The organism is Janthinobacterium sp. GW822-FHT07A03 (genome assembly GCF_058798815.1).
Genome location: NZ_JBXAKW010000004.1, coordinates 519,341 through 535,786, shown reverse-complemented (window position 1 = coordinate 535,786; position 16,446 = coordinate 519,341). Strand labels below are relative to the sequence as shown.

The window sequence follows — 16,446 nt, the reverse complement described above, 5'->3', positions numbered from 1 at the left end:
TGCCTTGCACAAAACTGTAGTGGTTTTTCGACCTGTACGGTTGGGATACTTTGCCGTTTGTGTATCTGTGCCATTGGGGATGGCCTGTCTATTATTACATCAGCTTTTTGCCAACTGGTAAATTATTTTACGCTTCGTCAAAAACGATCCTGGCCCCGCGCCAGCCCATCCCAAGGAGAAGGTCATGAACGAAACAAGGCCGGAGTCGATGTCGGCATTCTGGATGCCGTTTACGAACAACCGCGATTTCAAGGCCCATCCGCGCCTGCTGGTGTCGGCCGAAGGCATGTACTACAAGGACGTCGATGGCAACGCCATCCTCGATGGCACGGCGGGCCTGTGGTGCGTGCCGTGCGGCCATGCGCAGCCGAAAATCGTCGGCGCCATCCGCGACATGGTGGGCCAGCTCGACTTCGCCCCCACCTTCCAGATGGGCCATCCGGCCGCCTTCGATCTGGCGGAAAAACTGATGGATTACACGGGGCATAAATTTGGCCACGTGTTCTATACGAATTCCGGCTCCGAGGCCGTGGACACGGCGTTGAAGATCGCGCTGGCCTACCACCGGGCGCGCGGCGAGGGCGCACGCACCCGCCTGATCGGCCGCGAACGCGGTTACCACGGCGTGGGCTTCGGCGGCATTTCCGTGGGCGGCATCGGCGGCAACCGCAAGACCTTCGGGCCCCTGCTGCCGGGCGTCGACCACCTGCCGCACACGCATAACCTGAACCAGAACGCCTATACGGTGGGCGAGCCCGAATACGGCACCCACCTGGCCGACGAGCTGGAACGTATCGTCGCCCTGCACGACGCCTCGACGATCGCCGCCGTCATCGTCGAACCGGTGGCCGGCTCCACGGGCGTATTGATTCCGCCGAAAGGCTATCTGAAGCGCTTGCGCGAGCTGTGCACCAAGCACGGCATCCTGCTCATCTTCGATGAAGTCATCACGGGTTTCGGCCGCATGACGACGCCGTTCGCGGCCGACTATTTCGACGTCGAGCCGGACCTGATGACGACGGCCAAGGGCCTGACCAATGGCATGGTGCCCATGGGCGCCGTGTTCAGCAAAAAGTATATCCACGACGCCTTCATGGATGCCCCGCCCGGCATCGAACTGTTCCACGGCTACACGTATTCCGGCCACCCGCTGGCCTGCGCCGCCTCGCTGGCGACTCTGCAGGTTTTCGAGGAACAGGACATCCTGGGCCACGCTAAATCGATGCAGGCGTATTGGAGCGACGCCGTGCATTCGCTCAAGGGCCTGCCGCACGTGATCGACCTGCGCAGCATCGGCCTGATCGCCGGCATCGAACTCGATCCCATCGCCGGCAAACCCGGCACGCGCGCCTTCAACGCCTTCAAGCAGGCCTTCGCCGACGGCGTGCTGATACGCACGACAGGTGACATCATCGCCCTGTCGCCGCCGCTGGTGCTGGAAAAACAGCATGTCGACGAGCTGTTTGGCAAGCTGGCCAAGGTACTCAAAAATCTCGACTAAGGAATACCATGAACGATCTCGACACCATCACCCACTACATCAACGGCGCCACAGTCGACACGAATAGTGGCCGCTACGGTGACGTCTACAACCCGGCCTTGGGTGAACCCGTCGCCAGGGTGGTGCTGGGCACCGTGGAAGACGTCGACGCGGCCGTGCAGGCGGCCGCCGCCGCCTTTCCCTCGTGGTCGGCTACGCCGCCCCTGACGCGTGCCCGCGTGCTGTTCCGCTACCTGCAGCTGTGCCAGCAGCACACGGACGAATTTGCCGCCATGCTCACGCGCGAGCATGGCAAGACCTTTGCCGATGCCCAGGGCGAAGTGGCGCGCGGTATCGAGATGGTGGAGTTTGCCGTCGGCATACCGCAATTGCTGAAGGGTGAATTCACGGACCAGATTTCGCGCGGCATCGATGCCTGGTCCATGCGCCAGGCGCTGGGCGTGGTGGCCGGCATCACGCCATTCAATTTTCCCGTGATGGTGCCGATGTGGATGTTCCCCGTCGCCATCGCCTGCGGCAATACCTTCGTCTTGAAACCGTCCGAGCGCGATCCGTCCGCCTCCCTGCTGCACGCGAAACTGCTGAAAGAAGCGGGTTTGCCCGACGGCGTCTTCAACGTGGTGCAGGGAGATAAAGTGACGGTTGATGCCTTGCTTGACCACCCCGTGGTGCAGGCGATCAGCTTTGTCGGCTCGACGCCGATCGCGGAATACATCTATGCGCGCGGCAGCGCCAGCGGCAAGCGCGTGCAGGCTTTGGGCGGCGCGAAAAACCACATGGTGGTGATGCCGGATGCGGACATGGAGATGACGGTCGATGCGCTGATCGGCGCGGCCTACGGTTCGGCGGGCGAGCGCTGCATGGCCATCTCCGTCGTGGTGGCCGTGGGCGACGCGGGCGACAAGCTGATCGATGCACTGGCAACGCGCACGACCGCACTGAAAGTGCGCGACGGTATGGAAGATGGTGCGGAAATGGGACCGGTCGTGTCGCTGGCCGCCAAGCAGCGGATCGAAAAACTCATCGCCTCCGGCGTGGAGCAGGGCGCGACTTTGGTGGTCGATGGCCGCAACCACGTGGTGCCTGGCCGCGAGAACGGCTTCTTCGTCGGCGGTACTTTATTTGACCATGTCACGCGCGACATGAGCATCTACAAGGAAGAGATTTTTGGCCCCGTGCTATGCGTGCTGCGGTGTCCTGACGTGGTGCAGGCAGTGGAGCTGATCAACGCCAACGAGTATGGCAACGGCGTGGCCATCTACACGCGCGACGGCGGCGTGGCGCGCGAATTCGTGCGCCAGATCCAGGTCGGCATGGTGGGCGTCAACATCCCCTTGCCCGTGCCGATGGCCTTCAACAGTTTCGGTGGCTGGAAGCGCAGCATGTTCGGCGACCACCATGCCTATGGACCCGAAGGCGTGCGCTTCTACACGCGCCACAAGGCCGTGATGCAGCGCTGGCCGAACACGGCAAGCGCTGGTGTGGAATTTGCTTTTCCCCAGATGAAGTAAGGGTTTCAGACGACAAATTGGCCGCACATAAAAAGAGGAATACGCGATGATCGAGTCCTTGAGTTATTTACCGCATCCCGCCCTGCCCAACGAGGAATTGGCGGGCCACTTCACGGACCTGGCGCCGCCCCTGACGGCGCGCCAGGCCGCCATCGAAAGCGCCCGCTGCCTGTATTGCTACGACGCGCCGTGCAGCCGTATCTGTCCGTCGGAAATCGACGTGGCCAGCTTCATCCGCAATATCCACGACAAGAACATCAACGGCGCCGCCGCTGGCATCTTGAAACAGAACATCCTGGGCGGCAGCTGCGCCCGCGTCTGTCCCACGGAAATTCTGTGCGAAGACGTCTGCGTGCGCAACCACGACGCCGAAGGCCAGCCCGTCAAGATCGGCCTCTTGCAGCGCTATGCCGTCGACCATATGCACTTTGCCAGCCACCCGTTCAAACGGGCGGCAAGCACGGGCAAGACTATCGCCATCGTCGGCGCGGGCCCTAGCGGCCTGTCGTGCGCACACCGCCTGGCCATGCTGGGCCACGACGTGGTGATCTTTGAAAAAGAGGACAAGGCGGGCGGCCTGAATGAATACGGCATCGCCAAGTACAAGCTGACGGACGATTTCGCGCAGAAGGAAGTTGAATTTTTACTGGGCATCGGCGGCATCGAGATCCGATGTCGCCAGGCGCTGGGCGAGAACCTGCAGCTGCGCGATTTGCACGCGCAGTACGACGCTGTGTTCCTCGGCCTGGGCCTGGGCGCCAGCCGCAAGCTGGGCTTGACGGGCGAGGATGCGCCGGGCTTGCTGGCCGCCGTCGATTACATCGCCGCGCTGCGCCAGGCGGACGACCTGGCCGCGCTGCCCGTGCCGAAACGGGCGATCGTGATTGGCGCCGGCAATACGGCCATCGACATGGCCGTGCAGATTCAGCGTCTGGGTGCCGAGGAAGTCACCTTGGTCTACCGGCGCGGTTTCGACGCCATGACGGCCACCCACCATGAACAGGAGATCGCCAAGGCTAACCAAGTGCGCATGCTGACGTGGGCCCAGCCGCAGCAGGTGCTGCTCGATGCAGCAGGCAAGGTGGCGGGCATGCGCTTTGAGAAGACGCAGATGCAGGGTTCACGTCTGGCGGGGACGGGTGAAACCTTCGATGTGGCGGCTGACGCCATCTTCAAGGCCATCGGCCAGAGCCTTGATACGCAGATGCTGCATGACCCGATGGCATCCTTGTTGCAGCGCGAAGGCGACAAGATCGCCGTCGATGCGCTCTTTCGCACGGTGCTGCCGGGGATCTATGCGGGCGGCGACTGCGTGGCGCCGGGGCAGGACTTGACGGTGCAGGCCGTCCAGCATGGCAAGCTGGCCGCACTGGCCATCCATTCCGATTTGTTGAATAAAGTGGAGGCTGCATAATGGCTGATCTCAGCATCGAATTTTGCGGCATCAAGGCGCCGAATCCCTTCTGGCTGGCATCCGCACCGCCGACCGACAAGGCCTACAACGTGGTGCGCGCCTTCGAGGCGGGGTGGGGCGGCGTCGTGTGGAAGACGCTCGGTGAAGACCCGGCCGCTGTCAACGTCTCATCGCGCTATTCCGCCCTGTATGGCAAGAACCGCGAAGTGGTCGGTTTCAATAATATCGAACTGATCACCGACCGTTCACTGGAGATCAACCTGCGCGAAATCACGCAGGTGAAAAAGGACTGGCCGGACCGCGCCATGATCGTCTCCCTGATGCTCCCGTGCGAAGAGCACTACTGGGCTGATATTTTGCCGAAAGTGGAGGCGACGGGCGCGGACGGCATCGAGCTCAATTTCGGCTGCCCGCACGGCATGCCGGAGCGGGGCATGGGCGCGGCAGTGGGCCAGGTGCCCGAGTATGTGCAGATGGTGACCGCCTGGTGCAAGAAACACAGCCGACTGCCCGTCATCGTCAAGCTCACGCCCAACATCACGGACGTGCGCATGCCGGCGCGCGCGGCCAAGGCGGGCGGCGCGGACGCCGTCTCGCTGATCAACACCATCAATTCGATCACCTCGCTGGACCTGGACCGCATGGTGGCCTTGCCCATCGTGGGCGGCGCCAGCACGCACGGCGGCTATTGCGGGTCCGCCGTGAAACCCATCGCCCTGAACATGGTGGCGGAAATCGCGCGCGATCCGCAGACGCGCGGCTTGCCCATTTCCGGCATCGGCGGCATCGGCAACTGGCGCGACGCGGCCGAATTCATCGCCCTGGGCGCCGGCTGCGTGCAGGTGTGCACGGCCGCCATGCTGCACGGTTTTCGCATCGTCAAAGAAATGAAGGATGGTTTGTCGCGCTGGATGGACGAGAAGGGCTATGTACGCATCAGCGATTTTTCCGGCAAGGCCGTGGCCAACACGACGGACTGGAAATACCTGGACATGAATTACCAGGTCATCGCGCAGATCAACCAGGACGACTGCATCAAATGCGGCAAGTGCTACGTGGCTTGCGAAGACACGTCGCACCAGTCGATTGCGCAGCTGATCGACGCCGCCGGCACGCGCACGTATGAAGTGATCAAGGAGGAATGTGTGGGCTGCAACCTGTGCGAAATCACCTGTCCGGTGCAGGGCTGCATCACGATGGTGCCGCAAGTTACGGGCAAGCCGTACATGAACTGGACGCAGGATCCGCGCAACCCCCGGGCATTGGCGGAGTCGGTATAGGGCACGTTTTTTGCGTACGTATATTTTATAAACAGTTGCCCAACTTTGCAGTAAGCTAGGCCGCAGCCGTTTTTAAAACGCCCAACCTCCCAACCGATGGAGCAAACCTGTGAACCACGACTATTCAGGCAACACGCAACTCTGGAATGAAGACCTGGCGCCCACCACGGCGGCGCAGCGCACCTGGCGCTGGTATCACTTCGCCGCGCTGTGGGTGGGCATGGTGATGTGCATTCCCGCCTACACCCTGTCGGCCAGCCTGATCGACAGCGGCATGTCCGGTTACCAGGCCGTGCTCACGGTCTTTCTCGCCAACGCCATCGTGCTCTTGCCCATGCTGCTGATCGGCCATGCGGGCACCAAGTACGGCATCCCGTATGCCGTGCTGGCGCGCGCCTCGTTCGGCACCATGGGCGCGCGCCTGCCGGCATTGATGCGCGCCATCGTCGCCTGCGGCTGGTACGGCATCCAGACCTGGTTCGGCGGGCAGATGATCTACACGCTGATGGGCGTGCTGATGGGCCATGAACTGGGCGGCGAGAAGATCGCGGGCCTGGGCATCAACGGCAGCCAGCTGCTGTGCTTCCTGGCCTTCTGGGCCATCCAGTTCTATTACATCCTGCACGGCATGGAATCGATCCGCAAGCTCGAAACCTACACGGCGCCGCTGAAAATCCTGATCTGCTTCGTGCTGCTGTACTGGGTGCACAGCAAGGCCGGCGGCGTGGCCAGCCTGCTGGACCAGCCGTCGCAATTCATCGCCGGCGGTAAAAAGGCGGGCCAGTTCTGGAGCGTCTTTTGGCCATCGCTCACCGCCATGGTGGGGTTCTGGGCCACCTTGGCCTTGAACATTCCCGACTTCACGCGCTTTGCCAAGACCCAGCGCGACCAGATCGTGGGCCAGTCGGTCGGCTTGCCCGTGCCCATGGGCTTGCTGGCCATGCTGGCCGTGATCGTCACTGCCGGTTCGGTCGTCATGTACGGCAAGGCCATCTGGGACCCCGTCGACCTGGCCAGCCGCATGACGGGCGCCGCCGTGCTGATCGCCTTGATCATCCTCCTGATCGACACGGTCAGCGTCAACCTGGCGGCCAACCTGGTGGGGCCGGCGTATGACTTTTCCTCGCTGGCGCCGAAGCAGATTTCATACAAGATGGGCGGCTACATCACGGCCTTCATCGCCATCGTCATGATGCCGTGGAAGGTGCTCGAGTCGACGCAAGGCTATATCTTCACGTGGCTGATCGGCTACTCGGCCCTGTTGGGTCCCATCGCCGGCATCCTCATCGTCGACTATTACTTTGTGCGCAAGACGCAGCTCGACGTCAGGCAGTTGTACCGTGACGACGGCGTCTACTCGTATGGCAATGGCTGGAACATGGCGGCGCTGATCGCCTTTGTCATCGCCGTGCTGCCGAATATCCCGGGTTTTTTGAACGCGGCCTTTCCCACGGCGTTTCCCGGCGTGGGCGAAGGCTTCAAAACCATCTATACCTACGCCTGGTTCGTGGGCGTGGCCATCGCCGCCGTCGTCTATGGCGTCATGATGAAGGGCAAGGTGGCGGCGCAGGTGCGGCAAGCGCCGCAATCCTGATCGTTGCGAATAAAAAGGAGACAAGATGACTACACTGATACGTGGCGGTACCGTCGTCAACGCCGACCGCGCGTTTCGCGCCGATGTGCTGATCGAGGGCGACACGATTGCCGCCGTCGGCGAGAACCTGGCGCTGCCGGCCGGCGCCACCGTGATCGACGCGGGCGGCCTGTACGTGATGCCGGGCGGGATAGACACCCACACGCACATGAACCTCCCTTTCATGGGCACCGTGACGGCCGACGATTTTTTCACGGGCACGGCGGCGGGACTGGCGGGCGGCACCACCACCATCATGGACTTCGTCATCCCCGCGCCGAAGCAGTCGCTGATCGAGGCCTATCATCAGTGGCGCGAGTGGTCGGCCAAGGCGGCCGGCGATTACACCTTCCACGTGGCGATCACCTGGTGGAGCGAACAGGTACATGAAGAGATGGGCACCCTCGTGCGCGAGCATGGCGTGAACAGCTTCAAGCACTTCATGGCCTATAAAAACGCCATCATGGCCGACGATGAAACCCTGGTGAAAAGCTTTACCCGCTCGCTGGAGCTGGGGGCGCTGCCCACCGTGCATGCGGAGAATGGCGAGCTGGTTTTCCAGTTGCAGCAAGCCTTGCTCAAAAAAGGCATCACGGGGCCGCAGGCGCACCCGCTGTCGCGCCCACCGGCCGTGGAAGCGGAGGCGGCCAACCGCGCCATCGCGATCGCCAACGTTTTGAATACCCCCGTGTACATCGTGCACGTCTCGTGCGCGGAGTCGCTCGACGCCATCACGCGCGCGCGCGCCAACGGCCAGCGCGTGTATGGCGAAGCGCTGGCGGGCCACCTGGTGATCGACGACAGCGTCTACCAGAGCGACGATTTCGACTACGTGGCGGGCCACGTCATGAGCCCGCCGTTCCGCGGCAAGCACCATCAATCGGCTTTGTGGCACGGCCTGCAAAGCGGCAACCTGCACACGACGGCCACCGACCACTGCACCTTTTGCGCCGAGCAGAAGGCGGCCGGCAAGCAGGACTTTACGCGCATCCCGAACGGCTGCGGCGGCGTTGAGGAACGCATGGCCGTGGTGTGGGATGCAGGCGTCAATTCCGGCATGCTCACCCCCTCCGAATTCGTCAAGGTGTCATCGACCAATGCGGCGCAGATATTCAATATGTATCCGCGCAAGGGCGTCATCGCCGTTGGCAGCGATGCCGACATCGTGCTGTGGGACCCGCAAGGCACGCGCACCATTTCCGCCGCCACCCAGTTCGCCAAGGGAGGCTTCAATGTCTTCGAAGGGCGCACCGTGCGCGGCATTCCCCGCACCACGATTGCCGCCGGCAAGGTGGTGTTCCACCAGGGCGAACTGACGGCCGTCGAAGGGGCGGGGCGCTATATCGAGCGTCCCGCGTTTGCCGCCACGACCGTATAAGGAGTTGACGATGGATGAATTGCGTATCAATGGCGAGCGCCTGTGGGCAGCGCTGATGGAGCTGGCGCGGATCGGCGCGACAGCGAAGGGCGGCGTCAAGCGCCTGGCACTGACGGACCTCGACAAGGAAGGCCGCGACCTGGTGGTAGGCTGGGGCCGCGAAGCGGGCATGAGCATCACGATCGACCAGATCGGCAATGTCTTCATGCGCCGCGACGGCACCGACAATACCTTGCCGCCCGTGATGACGGGCAGCCATATCGACACGCAGCCCACGGGCGGCAAGTTCGATGGCAATTACGGCGTGCTGGCGGGCCTGGAAGTGGTGCGCACACTGAACGATCTGAAGATCAAGACGCAGGCACCGATCGAAGTGGCGTTCTGGACCAACGAGGAAGGCTCGCGCTTCGTGCCCGTCATGATGGGCTCGGGCGTATTTTGCGGCGCCTTCTCGCTGGAGACCGCGTATGCGGCCAAGGACACGGAAGGCAAGACCGTGGGCGAAGAACTGGCGCGCATCGGATACAAAGGTGAGCAGGTGCCGGGCGACCATCCGATCGGCGCCTATTTTGAAACGCATATCGAACAGGGGCCCGTGCTGGAAGACGCCGATAAAGTCATCGGCGTGGTGCCTGCCGTGATGGGTCTGTCCTGGTACGACTGCGTGGTGACGGGCATGGAAGCGCATGCGGGCCCCACGCCCATGGGCTTGCGCAAGGATGCGCTGCAGGTGGCCACCTCCATCATGCAGGAAGTCGTTGCCATCGCCAACCGCTACCCGCCATATGGGCGCGGCACGGTGGGCATGGTGCAGGTCTTCCCGAACAGCCGCAACGTGATTCCCGGCGAAGTCAAATTCAGCATCGACCTGCGCAACGTGAACGACGAGCTGCTCAACACCATGCACGGCGAGATCACGGCCTTCATCGATGCCATGCGCGAAAAAACAGGCTTGGGCATTTCACTGGAAAGGGTGTCCTACTACCCGCCATGCCCGTTCCACCCCGACTGCGTGGGCGCCGTGCGCAATGCCACGGCCAAACTCGGCTACTCCGTGATGGATGTGGTGTCCGGCGCCGGCCACGACGCCATCTACGCGGCCCGGCTGGCGCCGGCCGGCATGATCTTCGTGCCGTGCAAGGACGGCATCAGCCACAATGAAATCGAAGACGCCAAGCCCGAGCACCTGGAAGCGGGCTGCAACGTGCTGCTGCACGCGATGCTGGAGCGGGCCGTGGCCGTGTAGCCACGACCGCTATCCCTGCGGCTTGGGCTGGAAGTTGCGCAAAAACGCCAGCAGCGCGAGCGCCGCGATGTCGGCGTCGTCGGCCGTCATGGTTTCCAGCGGATTGTGGCTGATGCCGCCATTGCCGCAGCGGGTAAACAGCATGGTCACGTCGGTGATGGCGGCCATGGCCATGGCGTCGTGGCCGGCGCCCGACAGCAGCGCATACGGTTCGATGCCGACGGATTCCACGGCCTGCGCCAGCTGCGCCATCAGCCACGGCGCGCACGGCGCCGCACGCGCCGACAGCAGCAGTTCCAGCTGGTAGTCGATCTGGCGCCGCGCGCAGATGGCGGCGATGCCATCCAGAATATCGTCGACGGCTGCCTGGCGCACGGTGTCGCTGGCCGCGCGGATATCGAGCGACAGGGTGCAGGCGCCGGCGATCACGTTGACGGAGCCGTTGGGCACGTGCAGCTGGCCCACGGTGCCCACCAGCGCCTCGCCCTGGCTGCAGCGCCGTTCCACCAGCAGGATGATTTCCGCGGCCGCGCTGGCCGCATCCTTGCGCATAGACATGGGCGTGGTGCCCGCATGGCTGGCCACGCCGCCAAGATTGACCAGGTAGCGCGAGCTGCCGGCGATCGCCGTGACGATCCCCAGCGGCAGGTCGCGCTCGAGCAGCACGGGACCCTGCTCGATGTGCACTTCCACATAGCCGAGCAAGTCTTCGGGATCGCGCGCGATGGCGCCGATGGCGCTCGCCTCGTGGCCGGCGGCGGCCAGCGCGTCGCGCATGCTCACGCCATCCGTATCCAGCTGCTCCAGCAGCGATACGTCGAATTTGCCCGTCACGGCCGTGCTGCCCAAAAACGTGCTCTTGAAGCGCACGCCTTCCTCTTCCGCGAAACCGACGACCTCGAAATGAAACGGCAGCTTTTCGCCCCGCTCATGCAGGTGGCGCACGACGGCGATCGGCAGCACGATGCCCAGCCGGCCATCGTACTTGCCGCCGTTGCGCACCGTGTCGTAGTGCGATCCCGTCATCAGGGTCTTCGCGCCCGGCGCGTCGGAAAGATAGCGGCCGACGACATTGCCGACGGCATCGATGTGTACCTGCATGCCCGCGTCCCGCATCCAGTCGGCCAGCTGCGCCGCCGTTTTGCGGTGCGCCGGCGTCAGGTAGGCGCAGGTCAGGTTGTAATCGCTGTCGCTCCAGCCGGCCAGGGTTTCCGCCTGCTGCATGATGGCGGGGCCGAAATCCAGGCGCACGTCGAACAGGTCGTTCAGGCGCAGTTCGGCGATGCGCTTGATCTGCCGCAGCGATTCGGCCAGCTCATCGGCATGGCGGTTTTTCAGGCGCCGCGCAAACGTGGCGATGATGTCCTGACGCGTCAGGCCTTCTCCCGTCGGGCCCTTGACGGCCAGGATGAAGGGAAAGCCGAATTTGGCGTTGTATTCGCTGTTGAGGCGCTGCAGGGTGGCAAATTCATCGGCGCTGCACAGGTTCAGGCCGGACTTGGCCTGTTCGCGCGTCGATTCCGCCGTCAGCTGCCCGGCGATGGCGGCCTTGCCCGCCAGTTCCGGGTGGGCGCGTATCAGTCCCAGCTGCTCTTCGGGCGAGGCTTGCGCCAGCACGCGCTGCAGCTCCGTCTTGAGTGCCGTCAGGCTGGCAAACGGCCGGGCGGCGGCCGCACGCTGGGCGATCCAGGGCGAATGTTCGTAGATGCCATGCAGGTGCGCGATAAAATCGGCCTGGCTGCCGGCGTTCAGGTCTGAAAGGGTGGTCATGGTTTTCCGATCATGCAAGCGGTGATGATAGCGCCCCGTTCCTGACTCCATTATATGCGCGCGTTGATAGCGGCTATCGCTGTACCAGCGCCTTGGCGGCTGCGCTGACCTGGTCGCGCAGCCATTTGTGTTCGGGCGCCTGGTGCACGCGCTGATGCCACAGCTGGTAAAAGCGCATCGGCGGGAATTTCAAGGGCACGGTATACGTTTTCAGCGGCAGGGTCTTTTCATAGAAGCGCATGAATTGCCGGCCCGTGGTGAGCACCAGGTCCGTCTGCGTCAGCATGTAGGGGATCAGGCCGAAATACGCCGACTCCACCACCACGTTGCGCTGCAGGTTTTGCCGTTCGAGGAAGGAATCGATCACGCCGTGGTAGCCGGGCATCATCTGCGACGGCGCCACGTGGGGCAGGCTCAGATAATCGTCGAGCGTCATGGCGTCGCTGGCCGTGCGGCGCGCATAGGCGTTTTCCGCATGCATGGCGCAGATGATGGGGTCTTCGAACAGCTTCGAGATGTGCAGGTGGGCGGGCGGCTCGTCCCAGTTGGCGATCACCAGGTCCAGGCCCCCGTCGGAGAGCTGGCGGATATGGTCGATGCCCGGCCCCAGGCTATGCAGCACGACGCGGCTTTTCGGCGAACCGCGGCGCAGCAGGGCCACGACGTTGGGCAGGAACTGGCTGTCCAGGTAGTCGGGCGCGGCGATATGGAAGGTGCGCGCCTCTTCCTGCGCCACGAACGGCGTCTTCTTGACGAACAGGCTTTCCGTCTGGTCGAGGATGCGCTTGGCCGGATTGAGCAGGCTTTCGCCATGCTGGGTCGGCACCATGCCGCGTGCGCCGCGCACGAGCAGCGGGTCGCCCGTCAGTTCGCGCAGCTTGCGCAGGGAGGCGGAAATCGAGGGCTGCGGCTGATTGAGCTTGAGCGCCACGCGCGAGACATTCTTTTCCACCAGCAGCAGGTAGAGGATGCGGATCAGGTGCAGGTCGAGGTGTTGCGGCAGGCTGGACATGTGGCGGCGGCTCTGTTGTATATCGATTTGAATATGTCAAATATACGATATTTTTCATGTGATGGGCGGTAAATCCGTTTATCTTGTGTAGATTGGCACGAATATTGGTTCAGTCTGACTAGAGGAAATTTATGGAAGTATTTGCCTACCTGATCCCGTACGGCCTTGAGTGGCTGAACCTGATCGTCCGCTGGCTGCACGTCATCACGGGCATCGCCTGGATCGGTGCTTCCTTTTATTTCGTCTGGCTCGACAATTCCATACGTCCGCCCGCGCCCGGCTCCGAGCTGGCGAAGAAGGGCGTGTCGGGAGAATTGTGGGCCGTGCATGGCGGCGGCTTTTATAACCCGCAAAAATACCTGGTGGCGCCCGCCGAACTGCCGAAGGAGCTGCATTGGTTCAAGTGGGAAGCGTATTCCACCTGGCTGTCCGGTTTCGCGCTGCTCACCATCGCGTATTACTTCAATGCCCAGGCCATGATGATCGACAAGGCCGTGGCCGATATCTCCAGCGGCCAGGCCGTCGGCATCGGCATCGCCACCCTGGTCATCGGCTGGACCGTGTACGATCTGCTGTGCCGCTCGAAGCTGGCGCAATATGAACTGTGGTTCGGCGTGACGGTGTTCGCGCTGATCGTCGGCGCCGCCTATGTGCTCACGCATTTGCTCAGCGGACGCGCCGCCTACATCCACGTGGGCGCCATGATCGGCACCATCATGGTGGCCAATGTGCTGATGCTGATCATTCCCGGCCAGCGCAAGATGGTCGAGGCCATGGCCGCCGGCAAGCTGCCCGATCCCAAACATGGCCTGAAAGCCAAGCAGCGCAGCGTGCATAACAATTATTTTACGTTGCCCGTGCTGTTCATCATGATCAGCAACCACTACGCGATGACTTACCGTAACGACCACGCGTGGCTGGTGCTGGCGCTGATCATGGCGGCCGGCGTCTTCATCCGCCACTTCTTCAACCTGCGCCACAAGGGAAGAGTCGAGTGGCGTTATCCTGCCCTCGGCGTGGCCCTGCTGGTGGCCGTGGCCGTGGCCATCGCGCCGAAAGCCCCCGTGGCCCTGGCGGCCGCACCGGCGGTGGACCCGGCGGCGCAGTTCAAGAGCGTGCACGCCATCATCGCCCAGCGCTGCGCCACCTGCCATTCGGCCCAGCCCACGCAGCCGGGCTTCGCCACGGCGCCGGCCGGCATGATGCTGGATAATGAGACGCAAATCCGCCAGCACGCGGGGCAAATCTACAAGCAGGCTATCGAGCTGAAAGCCATGCCGATCGGGAACCTGACCAATATGACGGAGGCTGAGCGCAGCGAACTGGGCGCCTGGCTGCAACAGACCATGCAAGGAGCAAAATGACTACGCACGCAGAAAAAATCACGGCCTGGATCGACGAGCACTTCGACGAGGAGATCGCCTTTTTACAGAAGGTGGTGCAGCAGCCGACGGATACGCCGCCCGGCAATAACGCGCCGCACGCGGAACTGGTGGCGCAGCTGCTGCAGGCGTATGGCTGGAACGCGGAAAAGCACGCCGTGCCAGCGGACCAGGTCGAGGCGTACGGCATGCAGAGCATCACCAACCTGATCGTGCGCCGGCCATATGCGGCAGGCGGGCCGACGGTGGCCCTGAATGCGCATGGCGACGTGGTGCCGCCCGGCGACAACTGGACGTATCCGCCATATGGCGGCCAGATCGACGGCGGCTATATCTACGGCCGCGCGACGGCCGTCTCGAAAGGCGATTTCGCCACCTATGTGTTTGCCGCGCGCGCACTCGAAGCGCTGGGCATTCCCCTGAAGGGGCAGCTGGAACTGCATTTTACCTACGACGAGGAATTCGGCGGCTTGCTGGGGCCGGGCTGGCTGCTGGAACAGCAATTGACGAAGCCCGATTTCGTCATCGCCGCCGGTTTCAGCTACGGCATCGTCACGGCGCACAACGCCTGCCTGCAGCTGGAAATCACCGTGCACGGCAAGTCGGGCCACGGCTCCATGCCGGAAACGGGCCACGATGCGCTGCAGGCCGCCAACAAGATCCTCAACGCCATCTATGGCCAGCTGCCGGAACTGAAGAAGATCAAATCGAACGTGGCGGGCATCGACTCGCCCACCATGCTGGTGGGCCGCATCGACGGCGGTACGAATACGAATGTGGTGCCGGGCAAGGTCGTCATGAAGATGGACCGCCGCATGATTCCCGAAGAAGATCCGGTGGCGGTGGAAGCGCAGGTACGCGCGCTGATCGAAGACGCCGTGCGGGGCGAGCCCGGCATCCGCATCGAGATCCGCCGCCTGCTGCTGTCGCATGCGCTGCGGCCCTTGCCCGGTTCCGAGCAGCTGGTCGGCAGCCTGCAAAGGAATGCGCAAGCCATCCTTTGCGAGACGATACCCGCCGTCGGCACGCCCCTGTATGCGGATGCGCGCCTGTATGGCGAACGGGGCATCCCCGCCGTGCTGTATGGCGCCGGCCCGCGCACGGTGCCCGAATCGAATGCGAAGAAGGCTGACGAGCGGCTGGCGCTCGATGATTTGCGCAAGGCCAGCAAGATCGTGGCCCTGACCTTGCTGGACTTCCTGGGCGAGAAATAAGGCGGAGCGCTTTGGCTTACAATGGGGCGACCACACTTTAAGTGAAGAAGAGCTCCATTGAATACCCGTTTTCTCGAAGCGTTTGTCTGGGCTGCGCGGCTGGGCAGTTTCCGCACGGCGGCCGACAAGCTGCACATCACGCAGGCGGCCATTTCCAATCGCATCGCCTCGCTGGAGCAGGATTTCGGCACGCGATTGTTCGACCGCGATGCGCGTGACATCCGCCTGACCTTCGCCGGGCGTAACCTGCTCGTGTACGCCGAGCGCATGCTGGAACTGTGCCGCGACATGTATGCGGCCAATTCCTCGCCCGCGCAGATCACGGGCGAAGTGCGCATCGGCGTCATCGAAACCATCGTGCATACCTGGCTGATCCCGTTCCTGCAGCGTGTGCAGGAGCGCTATCCGGGCATCGAGATTCAATTGACGTCGGAATCGACGCGCCGCCTGCACGAACAGCTGCAGCAGGGCGAACTCGATATCGCGCTGCAGACGGACATGCTGACGGGCGACCATATCCGCAGCACGGGCAGCGGCGCCATCGCCATGGGCTGGGCCGGGCGCGCGGCCGACTGGCCCGATATGGGCGTGCCGTTCACGGTGGCGCAACTGGCGCAGCATCCGATCATCACCATGAACCGCGGTTCGCAGCCGCATTCTGCCTTGAAGGCGCTGTGCCAGGACGAGGGTGTGCAGCTGGGCCGCGTGCACTGCGTCAGCTCGATCTCCGCCATCGTGCGCCTGGTCAAAGCGGGCTTCGGCATCGCCGTGCTGCCGCTGGCGCCCCTGCGTGAGGAAATCGAGCAAGGCAATATCGCGCTGATTCCCTGCGCCAGCAGCCTGGCGCCGCAGCGCATCGTCATCAGTTACAGCGAAGACATCACGACGGAAGCGATTCAACTGGTCGCCATGCTGGCGTGCGAGGAGGCGGCCAGGTTCACGCTGGCGCTGGGCGAGGAATATGGCGCGGGGTGATGCCGTGGTCGGGGTGAGTCGCGTAGGCCGGATGAGCGCCCAGGCGCGTAATCCGACAACATTGTTGGCTCCACCCACAAGAAAAACTTATCAGTCGCGTTCAGAATAACCCGTTTGCCAAGTGATGGCG

Annotated in this window: 12 protein-coding genes; 10 read left to right on the top strand and 2 right to left on the bottom strand. The window is 63.2% G+C overall.

The features are described 5' to 3' along the window. Window positions 1-184 precede the first annotated feature (184 nt). The 7 genes from aptA (at window position 185) to AC1RJW_RS14650 (ending at window position 9,963) form a co-directional block, all read left to right on the top strand. The gene (gene aptA / locus AC1RJW_RS14680) at window positions 185-1,501 is read left to right on the top strand and encodes an omega-aminotransferase AptA (RefSeq protein WP_493045551.1); all 1,317 of its coding nucleotides are present in this window, start codon (window positions 185-187) and stop codon (window positions 1,499-1,501) included. Window positions 1,502-1,509: 8 nt separating this feature from the next. After that, window positions 1,510-3,012, top strand: coding sequence for a CoA-acylating methylmalonate-semialdehyde dehydrogenase (locus AC1RJW_RS14675; RefSeq protein ID WP_493045550.1), 1,503 nt, complete (start codon window positions 1,510-1,512; stop codon window positions 3,010-3,012). A gap of 46 nt (window positions 3,013-3,058) precedes the next feature. Further along, window positions 3,059-4,426, top strand: a complete 1,368-nt coding sequence (locus AC1RJW_RS14670) for an NAD(P)-dependent oxidoreductase (RefSeq protein WP_493045549.1) — start codon at window positions 3,059-3,061, stop codon at window positions 4,424-4,426. Further along, window positions 4,426-5,706, top strand: coding sequence for an NAD-dependent dihydropyrimidine dehydrogenase subunit PreA (gene preA, locus AC1RJW_RS14665; protein WP_493045548.1), 1,281 nt, complete (start codon window positions 4,426-4,428; stop codon window positions 5,704-5,706). Before AC1RJW_RS14670 ends, preA begins: the two co-directional genes overlap by 1 nt. A gap of 109 nt (window positions 5,707-5,815) precedes the next feature. Further along, window positions 5,816-7,300, top strand: coding sequence for an NCS1 family nucleobase:cation symporter-1 (locus tag AC1RJW_RS14660; protein WP_493045547.1), 1,485 nt, complete (start codon window positions 5,816-5,818; stop codon window positions 7,298-7,300). A 25-nt stretch (window positions 7,301-7,325) separates the two neighbouring features. After that, complete coding sequence (gene hydA / locus AC1RJW_RS14655; RefSeq protein WP_493045546.1) at window positions 7,326-8,717, top strand: dihydropyrimidinase; 1,392 nt, start codon at window positions 7,326-7,328, stop codon at window positions 8,715-8,717. A 10-nt stretch (window positions 8,718-8,727) separates the two neighbouring features. Next, on the top strand, window positions 8,728-9,963 hold the full coding sequence (locus AC1RJW_RS14650) for a Zn-dependent hydrolase (RefSeq protein WP_493045545.1): 1,236 nt from the start codon (window positions 8,728-8,730) through the stop codon (window positions 9,961-9,963). 9 nt (window positions 9,964-9,972) lie between these two features. Here AC1RJW_RS14650 and AC1RJW_RS14645 read toward each other — a convergent pair whose 3' ends face one another. Both AC1RJW_RS14645 and AC1RJW_RS14640 read right to left on the bottom strand, forming a co-directional pair. Next, window positions 9,973-11,733, bottom strand: coding sequence for an allantoate amidohydrolase (locus AC1RJW_RS14645; RefSeq protein WP_493045544.1), 1,761 nt, complete (start codon window positions 11,731-11,733; stop codon window positions 9,973-9,975). A gap of 73 nt (window positions 11,734-11,806) precedes the next feature. Continuing rightward, window positions 11,807-12,745, bottom strand: coding sequence for a LysR family transcriptional regulator (locus AC1RJW_RS14640; protein WP_034754583.1), 939 nt, complete (start codon window positions 12,743-12,745; stop codon window positions 11,807-11,809). A gap of 131 nt (window positions 12,746-12,876) precedes the next feature. On the opposite strand from AC1RJW_RS14640, the gene AC1RJW_RS14635 reads away from it, so the two are divergent. Genes AC1RJW_RS14635 through AC1RJW_RS14625 form a run of 3 tightly spaced genes read left to right on the top strand, consistent with a single transcriptional unit; the run spans window position 12,877 to window position 16,316 of the window. Further along, on the top strand, window positions 12,877-14,109 hold the full coding sequence (locus tag AC1RJW_RS14635) for a urate hydroxylase PuuD (protein ID WP_493045543.1): 1,233 nt from the start codon (window positions 12,877-12,879) through the stop codon (window positions 14,107-14,109). Continuing rightward, on the top strand, window positions 14,106-15,341 hold the full coding sequence (locus AC1RJW_RS14630) for a M20/M25/M40 family metallo-hydrolase (RefSeq protein WP_493045542.1): 1,236 nt from the start codon (window positions 14,106-14,108) through the stop codon (window positions 15,339-15,341). The genes AC1RJW_RS14635 and AC1RJW_RS14630 overlap by 4 nt, the downstream gene beginning before the upstream one ends. 57 nt (window positions 15,342-15,398) lie before the next feature. Beyond that, window positions 15,399-16,316 (top strand): LysR family transcriptional regulator, encoded by a 918-nt coding sequence (locus AC1RJW_RS14625; protein WP_493045541.1) that lies wholly within the window; start codon window positions 15,399-15,401, stop codon window positions 16,314-16,316. The last annotated feature ends 130 nt before the right edge of the window (window positions 16,317-16,446 follow it).

What these genes read in the sequence shown, in the direction of transcription:
- hydA (WP_493045546.1), top strand. Translation starts at nt 7,326, where the DNA reads ATGACTACACTGATACGTGGCGGTACCGTCGTCAACGCCGACCGCGCG.
- AC1RJW_RS14670 (WP_493045549.1), top strand. Translation starts at nt 3,059, where the DNA reads ATGATCGAGTCCTTGAGTTATTTACCGCATCCCGCCCTGCCCAACGAG.
- AC1RJW_RS14650 (WP_493045545.1), top strand. Translation starts at nt 8,728, where the DNA reads ATGGATGAATTGCGTATCAATGGCGAGCGCCTGTGGGCAGCGCTGATG.
- AC1RJW_RS14640 (WP_034754583.1), bottom strand. Translation starts at nt 12,745, where the DNA reads ATGTCCAGCCTGCCGCAACACCTCGACCTGCACCTGATCCGCATCCTC.
- preA (WP_493045548.1), top strand. Translation starts at nt 4,426, where the DNA reads ATGGCTGATCTCAGCATCGAATTTTGCGGCATCAAGGCGCCGAATCCC.
- AC1RJW_RS14635 (WP_493045543.1), top strand. Translation starts at nt 12,877, where the DNA reads ATGGAAGTATTTGCCTACCTGATCCCGTACGGCCTTGAGTGGCTGAAC.
- AC1RJW_RS14630 (WP_493045542.1), top strand. Translation starts at nt 14,106, where the DNA reads ATGACTACGCACGCAGAAAAAATCACGGCCTGGATCGACGAGCACTTC.
- AC1RJW_RS14645 (WP_493045544.1), bottom strand. Translation starts at nt 11,733, where the DNA reads ATGACCACCCTTTCAGACCTGAACGCCGGCAGCCAGGCCGATTTTATC.
- aptA (WP_493045551.1), top strand. Translation starts at nt 185, where the DNA reads ATGAACGAAACAAGGCCGGAGTCGATGTCGGCATTCTGGATGCCGTTT.
- AC1RJW_RS14675 (WP_493045550.1), top strand. Translation starts at nt 1,510, where the DNA reads ATGAACGATCTCGACACCATCACCCACTACATCAACGGCGCCACAGTC.